Source organism: Nocardioides jejuensis (assembly GCF_004337475.1).
GTDB lineage: Bacteria > Actinomycetota > Actinomycetes > Propionibacteriales > Nocardioidaceae > Nocardioides > Nocardioides jejuensis.
This window is the reverse complement of the sequence record NZ_SJZJ01000022.1, coordinates 44,562-51,122: the sequence shown is the minus strand read 5'-3', so window position 1 is coordinate 51,122 and position 6,561 is coordinate 44,562. Positions and strand designations below refer to the sequence as shown.

The following is a 6,561-nucleotide window of genomic DNA, read 5'->3' as shown; positions in this document are numbered from 1 at the left end:
CTGGTTCGGCTGGTTCGGCTTCAACGCCGGCTCGGCGCTCGCGGCCAACCACACCGCAGCGATCGTCTTCGTCAACACCCTCATGGCCGGTTGCGCGGGCCTCCTCGCCTGGTCGCTCGTCGAGCGGGTGCGTGACGGGCACGCCACGTCGTTCGGTGCGGCGTCGGGTGTGGTCGCCGGTCTGGTCGCGATCACGCCGTCCTGCGGCTCGGTCTCGCCGATCGGTGCGACGCTCGTCGGCACGGTGGCGGGCGCGGTCTGCGCCGTCGCGGTCGGCTGGAAGCACCACTTCGGCTACGACGACTCCCTCGACGTGGTCGGTGTCCACCTCGTCGGTGGTCTGGTCGGCATGACCCTCATCGGTCTCCTCGCGAACGCCGACGTGGTCGGCGTCGACGGCCTCTTCTACGGCGGCGGTCTCGACCAGCTGTGGCGCCAGGTGGTCGCCGCGCTCGTCACCTTCGCGTTCTCCGGCCTGATGACCGCTGCGCTGGTCCGGATCCTCGACACGACGATGGGCTTCCGGGTCCACGCGGACGACGAGTCGCTCGGCGTCGACCTCGTCATCCACGCCGAGGCGGCGTACGACCTGCACCCGACCGGCGGGGCCCGGCCCCATCTGGGCCCTGGTAGTGGCACGCTTCACTTCTGAGCCCTGACGACTCACCTCGCACGAGAGAAGGACATCCATGAAGCTGGTCACCGCCGTCATCAAGCCCCACAAGTGGGAGGACGTGCGTGCGGCTCTCGAGACGATCGGCATCACGGGCATGACCGTGTCCGAGGTCAGCGGCTACGGCCGCCAGAAGGGCCACACCGAGGTCTACCGCGGCGCCGAGTACGACATCACGCTCGTCCCCAAGATCCGCATCGAGATCCTGGTCGACGAGGACGACGTCGAGCCCGTCATCGACACGGTCGTCAAGGCCGCGCAGACCGGCAAGATCGGTGACGGCAAGGTCTGGGTCAGCCCGATCGAGGGCGTTGTCCGCGTGCGGACGGGCGACCGCGACGAGGCCGCCATCTGACATCCTTCGCGGCATGACTGCGGAGGAACGCGCGCTCCGGACGGCTGCGGCCGACGAGCTCTGCGCCACGGCGTACGCCGACCTGGGCGGCTCCGACACGGGAGTCGCCCTGGTCGCCGTCGGTGGCTACGGGCGCGGCGAGCTCGCGCCGCACTCGGACCTCGACGTCGTCCTCGTGTACGACGCAGGTGTCGACGTCGGCGATCTGCCGGAGAAGCTCTGGTACCCGCTCTGGGACTCCGGCGCGAAGCTCGACCACTCCGTCCGCACCCTCGACCAGTGCATCGAGGCGGGGGAGGCGGACCTGCGCGTCGCGTTGGGCATGCTCGACGCCCGCCACCTCGCCGGCGACCCGAACCTCACCCTCCGCCTGCGCACCCACATGCTCGGTGCCTGGCGCCGCGAGGCGCGGATGAAGCTGCCCGGCTTCCACGAGCTGGTCCGCAGCCGGCACGCCATCACCGGCGAGCTCGCGCACGTCTCCGTCCCGGACCTCAAGGAGGCCGAGGGTGGCCTGCGCGACGCGACCGCGCTCAAGGCGCTGGTTGCGACCTGGCTCGTCGACGTCCCGCACGTCGATGTGGAGCGTTGCCGGCAGGCGCTGCTCGACACCCGCGACATCGTCCACACGATCGCCGGGCGCGCATCGGACCGGATCACCCCCGAGATGTGGGGCCAGATGGCCGAGCCGCTGGGCCTCGAGGACGCCCGCGCCGTGCAGGTGCACGTGCGCGACCTCGGCCGCCGGCTGACCCACATCTCGCGCCTGACCTGGCACCGCGTCGACCAGGTGATCGCCCGTCCCGCGTCGCTGCGGGGTGCGCGCAAGCCGGACCTCGTCGCGATCGCCCCCGGGCTGGCCATCTCCTCGGGCGAGGTCGTGCTCGGTGCCGGCGCCAAGCCGGAGAACGACCCGTTCCTGCTGCTCCGCGCCGCCGCCGAGGCGGCCGAGCGGTCGCTGCCGCTGTCGCCCGCCACCGCGGCCCGCCTGGCACGCGCCTGTCCCGAGCTGCCGACTCCGTGGCCCGCGCAGGCCCGCCACCTGCTCGTCCGCCTGCTCTCCGCAGGTCGTCCGATGCTGCCGGTCTGGGAGACGCTGGAGGAGACCCGCGCCCTGCAGCGGATCCTGCCCGAGTGGGACCTGATCCGGTCGCTGCCGCACGCCTCGGTGATCCACCGCTTCACCGTGGACCGGCACGTCGTGGAGACCTGCATCGAAGCGTCGGAGCTGATCCGCCGCGTCGCGCGCCCCGACGTACTCATGGTGTCGGCGCTGCTGCACGACATCGGCAAGTGCGAGCTCGGCGACCACTCCGTCGAGGGCGAGCCGATCGCGCGGCAGGTCGCGGAGCGGGTCGGGTTCGCGCCCGACGAGGTCGACCTCGTCGGCACCCTCGTGCGCTGGCACCTCCTGCTCAGCGAGACCGCGACCACGCGTGACCCCGACGACCCGGCGACGGTGCAGCTGCTCCTCGAGCACATCCCGAACCCTGAGGCGCTCTCGTTGCTGGTCGCGCTCACGGAGGCCGACGCCCGCGCTGCCTCGCCGCAGGCGTGGACCAAGTGGCGCGCCAGCCTGGTCCGACACCTCGCCCAGCGGACGTACGCCGCGATGCTCACCGGCGCCTCGGACACGCACGCGCTGACCGTGGAGGAGCCGTCGGTCGACGTGCCTGCGGAGATCCTGGAGGACCCCAAGAAGGTCCACGTCGAGGTCGAGCACCACGCCGAGGGTGCGCGGGTGACGGTCATGTCGGGGGACCGGGTTGGCCTGCTTGCGGATGCCGCCGCGATGTTCGCCGTGCAGAAGACCTCGGTGCACGGCGCGAAGGTCTGGACCCAGGACCCGATCGGCATCTCGGTCTGGGACACCGACGAGCAGCACCTGGACGCCGCCGTTCTCCGGACGCGTCTGGAGTCGATCGTCGAGGGCCGTCTCGATGCCCGGTCTCGTCTCGAACGCCCTCGTCCGGGTCGCCTCGAGCCCACCGTCCGGGTGCGTCCCGAGGCCTCCGACACCGCCGCGGTGCTGGAGGTCCGCATGGACGACCGGCCCGGTGTCGTGTTCCTGGTCTGCGCGACGCTCGCCGACCTCGGGCTCTCGGTCAGGTCCGCCCACGTGTCGACGCTCGGTCCGCAGGCCGTCGACGTCTTCTACGTGATCGAGCCCGATGGATCGCTCCCGTCGACCGAGCGCGCGGAGGCGGCGGCGAACTCCGTTCGTGACGCGCTCGTCCGCACCGTTACCCTTGAGGCCTGATCGCGCCGTCCAGCGAAACTGGTCGACCGCACCATCCTCCTTAGACACACGAGGGACCTGACTCTTGTTCGCCACGCTCTCCGACCGGCTCTCCGACACCTTCAAGAACCTCCGGGGCAAGGGTCGGCTCTCCGAGGCCGACATCGACGCCACCGCGCGCGAGATCCGTATCGCGCTGCTCGAGGCCGACGTGGCCCTGCCGGTCGTCAAGGAGTTCACCGCTGCGATCAAGGAGCGGGCCCGCGGCGAAGAGGTCTCGCAGGCGCTCAACCCGGCGCAGCAGATCGTCAAGATCGTCAACGACGAGCTCATCGAGATCCTCGGTGGCGAGACGCGTCGTCTGCGCTACGCCAAGACCGGCCCGACCGTCATCATGCTCGCCGGCCTCCAGGGTGCGGGCAAGACCACGCTGGCCGCCAAGCTGGCCCTCTGGCTCAAGGAGCAGGGCAAGTCCCCGCTCCTGGTGGCCTGTGACCTCCAGCGCCCGAACGCCGTCAACCAGCTCCAGGTCAACGGTGAGCGGGTCGGCGTACCCGTGTTCGCGCCGGAGCCGGGCAACGGCACGGGCAACCCGGTCGCCGTCGCGCAGGCCTCCATCGAGGAGGCGGCGCGCAAGCTCTACGACGTCGTCATCGTCGACACCGCGGGCCGCCTCGGCGTCGACGCGGAGATGATGCAGCAGGCGAAGGACATCCGCGCCGCGGTCAACCCTGACGAGGTCCTCTTCGTCGTCGACGCGATGATCGGTCAGGACGCGGTCACCACCGCGCTCGCCTTCCAGGAGGGCGTTGGCTTCGACGGTGTCGTCCTCACCAAGCTCGATGGTGACGCCCGCGGTGGTGCGGCGCTCTCCATCCGCTCGATCACCGGCAAGCCGGTCATGTTCGCCTCCGCCGGCGAGAAGATGACCGACTTCGACCTGTTCCACCCCGACCGCATGGCCGGCCGGATCCTCGACATGGGCGACATGCTCACCCTCATCGAGCAGGCCGAGAAGGTCTTCGACCAGGAGCAGGCGTTCAAGGCCGCCGAGAAGCTCTCGGGCAAGGGCGACTTCACCCTCGACGACTTCCTCACCCAGATGCAGCAGATCCGCAAGCTGGGCTCGATGTCGAAGATCATGGGCATGCTCCCGGGCATGGGCCAGTTCAAGGACGCCCTGGCCAACTTCGACGAGCGCGAGATCGACCGGATCCAGGCGATCATCCAGTCGATGACGCCGGCCGAGCGCGACAACCCGAAGATCCTTGACGGTTCGCGCCGCCTGCGCATCGCGAAGGGTTCGGGCCGCCAGGTCTCCGACGTCAACCAGCTCGTCGACCGCTTCACCGAGGCGAAGAAGATGATGCAGCAGCTCGCCAACGGCGGCGGCATGCCCGGCATGGGTCCGGTCCCGGGCATGGGTCCCGGCGTCGGCAAGCGCGCCAACGCCCGCAAGGCCCCGGCCAAGGGCAAGGGCAAGCGCGTCTCCGGCAACCCGGCCAAGGCTGCGCAGCAGAAGGCTGCCGACGCCGCCAAGGCTCCGGCAGCGGCGAACCCGTTCGGCACGCCGGGTGGCTTCAACTACGAGGACGCCGCGGCCAACCTCAACCTGCCGGCTGGTTTCGACAACCTCTTCAAGTGACCCGGGCGTGAAGCGGGTCCTCGTCGTCGACGGCGCGAACGTCGTCGGCGCGCGGCCCGACGGCTGGTGGAAGGACCGCGCGGGTGCGGCCCGACGCCTGCACGAGCAGCTGCTCGTCGCCGACATCGCGTACGACGCGGTCGTGCTGGTCCTGGAGGGCCAGGCCAAGGGCGGGGTGAGGGCCGGACGCGACCGCGACGTCCGCGTCGTCCACGCTCCGAAGGACGGCGATGCCGCGATCCTCGACGAGGTCCGAGCGCTCGTCGCCAAGGGCCACGAGGTCGTCGTGGCGACCTCCGACCGCGAGCTCGCGCTGCGTTCGGAGGCTCTCCGCGCCCGCAGCGTGGGCGCCGCCTGGCTGCTCTCCCTCCTCTAGCGCCCAGACCCGGGTTTTGGCGCGCCGAGTCCCGGGTCTTGGCGGATTGAGTCCCGGGTTCTGACGCTAGGTTGGCGACCATGAGCACCCTGCGCTTCCATGGCCCGGTTCTCCCGTCCGGCGAGGTCCAGGACCTCTACGTCGTCGACGGCCACGTGACCTACCACGCCCAGCCGGGCGCGGAGACGGCCGCGCGGGGCTGGATCGTGCCAGGCCTCGTCGACGCGCACTGCCACCTCGGGCTGGGGGAGGAGGGCGCGGTCTCCGAGGAGGAGACCGTGGCGACGGCCCTCGAGGACCGCGATGCAGGGGCACTGCTGATCCGCGACTGCGGATCGCCGATCGACACCCGGTTCGTGCAGGAGCGCGACGACCTGCCGCGCCTGGTCCGCGCTGGCCGCCACGTCGCCCGGACGCGGCGCTACCTCCCGGGCTACGGCGTGGAGGTCGAGCCGCGTGACCTTGCGCTGGAGATCGCTCGGCAGGCCGAGCGCGGGGACGGCTGGGTCAAGATCGTCGGCGACTGGATCTCCCGCGCCGACGGTGACCTGCTGCCGACGTTCCCCGCGGCGGACCTGGCGGAGGCGATCGCGACGGCGCACCGCCACGGCGCCAAGGTCACGGCTCACTGCTTCGGGCCTGAGGTCCTTCCCGGCCTGATCCGCGCCGGCATCGACTGCATCGAGCACGGCACGGGTCTCTCGCTGGAGCTCGTCGACGAGATGGCGCGCCGCGGGACCGCCCTGGTGCCGACGGTGATGCAGACGTCGAAGTTCCTGGGGTTCGCGGACGCGGGCCGCGCGAAGTTCCCGGCGTACGCCGACCGGATGACCGACCTGCACGCCCGGCGTCGCGAGGTGTTGATGAGCGCCTTCGAGGCCGGCGTGCCGCTCTTCGCGGGCACTGACGGCGGGGGCGAGAAGCGCCACGGCAACCTGGCCAACGAGGTCATCGCGATGCACGAGCTGGGCATCCCCGCCGAGGAGGCGCTCGCCTCGGCGTCGTGGAAGGGCCGCGCATGGCTCGGATTCGGCGCGCTCGAGGAGGGCAGCGAGGCCGACTTCGTCGTGTACGACGCTGACCCGCGCGCCGACCTCGGCGTACTCCACTCCCCGTCGCTCGTGGTGCTCCGGGGCAAGGTCGTCGCCTGATAATTCCGTGATGCCCGGCCGATTTCTGACGCGCTGCAGGTCTCTGGCAGAATGACCGGCTGAGTCCTGCTCGGATCGCGACCCTCTATCCCGGTCCGGATCAGGCCCACTGGAGTTCACCC

Annotated in this window: 6 protein-coding genes; all 6 read left to right on the top strand. The window is 70.9% G+C overall.

The features are described 5' to 3' along the window. Nucleotides 1-652 (top strand): ammonium transporter (locus EPD65_RS12715; protein ID WP_131584698.1); only part of this gene is annotated, 652 nt, incomplete at its 5' end. 37 nt (nucleotides 653-689) lie between these two features. After that, nucleotides 690-1,028: a P-II family nitrogen regulator gene (locus EPD65_RS12710; protein ID WP_131584696.1), complete on the top strand. Its 339-nt coding sequence runs from the start codon at nucleotides 690-692 to the stop codon at nucleotides 1,026-1,028. Between the two features lie 13 nt (nucleotides 1,029-1,041). Further along, nucleotides 1,042-3,288, top strand: a complete 2,247-nt coding sequence (locus EPD65_RS12705; RefSeq protein WP_131584694.1) for a [protein-PII] uridylyltransferase — start codon at nucleotides 1,042-1,044, stop codon at nucleotides 3,286-3,288. A gap of 64 nt (nucleotides 3,289-3,352) precedes the next feature. Beyond that, on the top strand, nucleotides 3,353-4,912 hold the full coding sequence (ffh, locus tag EPD65_RS12700) for a signal recognition particle protein (RefSeq protein WP_131584692.1): 1,560 nt from the start codon (nucleotides 3,353-3,355) through the stop codon (nucleotides 4,910-4,912). A gap of 7 nt (nucleotides 4,913-4,919) precedes the next feature. Continuing rightward, nucleotides 4,920-5,288 carry an NYN domain-containing protein gene (locus EPD65_RS12695; RefSeq protein ID WP_131584690.1) on the top strand — a complete coding sequence of 123 codons (369 nt, stop codon included), beginning with the start codon at nucleotides 4,920-4,922 and terminating at the stop codon, nucleotides 5,286-5,288. Between the two features lie 80 nt (nucleotides 5,289-5,368). Then, the gene (locus EPD65_RS12690; RefSeq protein WP_131584688.1) at nucleotides 5,369-6,439 is read left to right on the top strand and encodes an amidohydrolase family protein; all 1,071 of its coding nucleotides are present in this window, start codon (nucleotides 5,369-5,371) and stop codon (nucleotides 6,437-6,439) included. Nucleotides 6,440-6,561 lie beyond the last annotated feature (122 nt).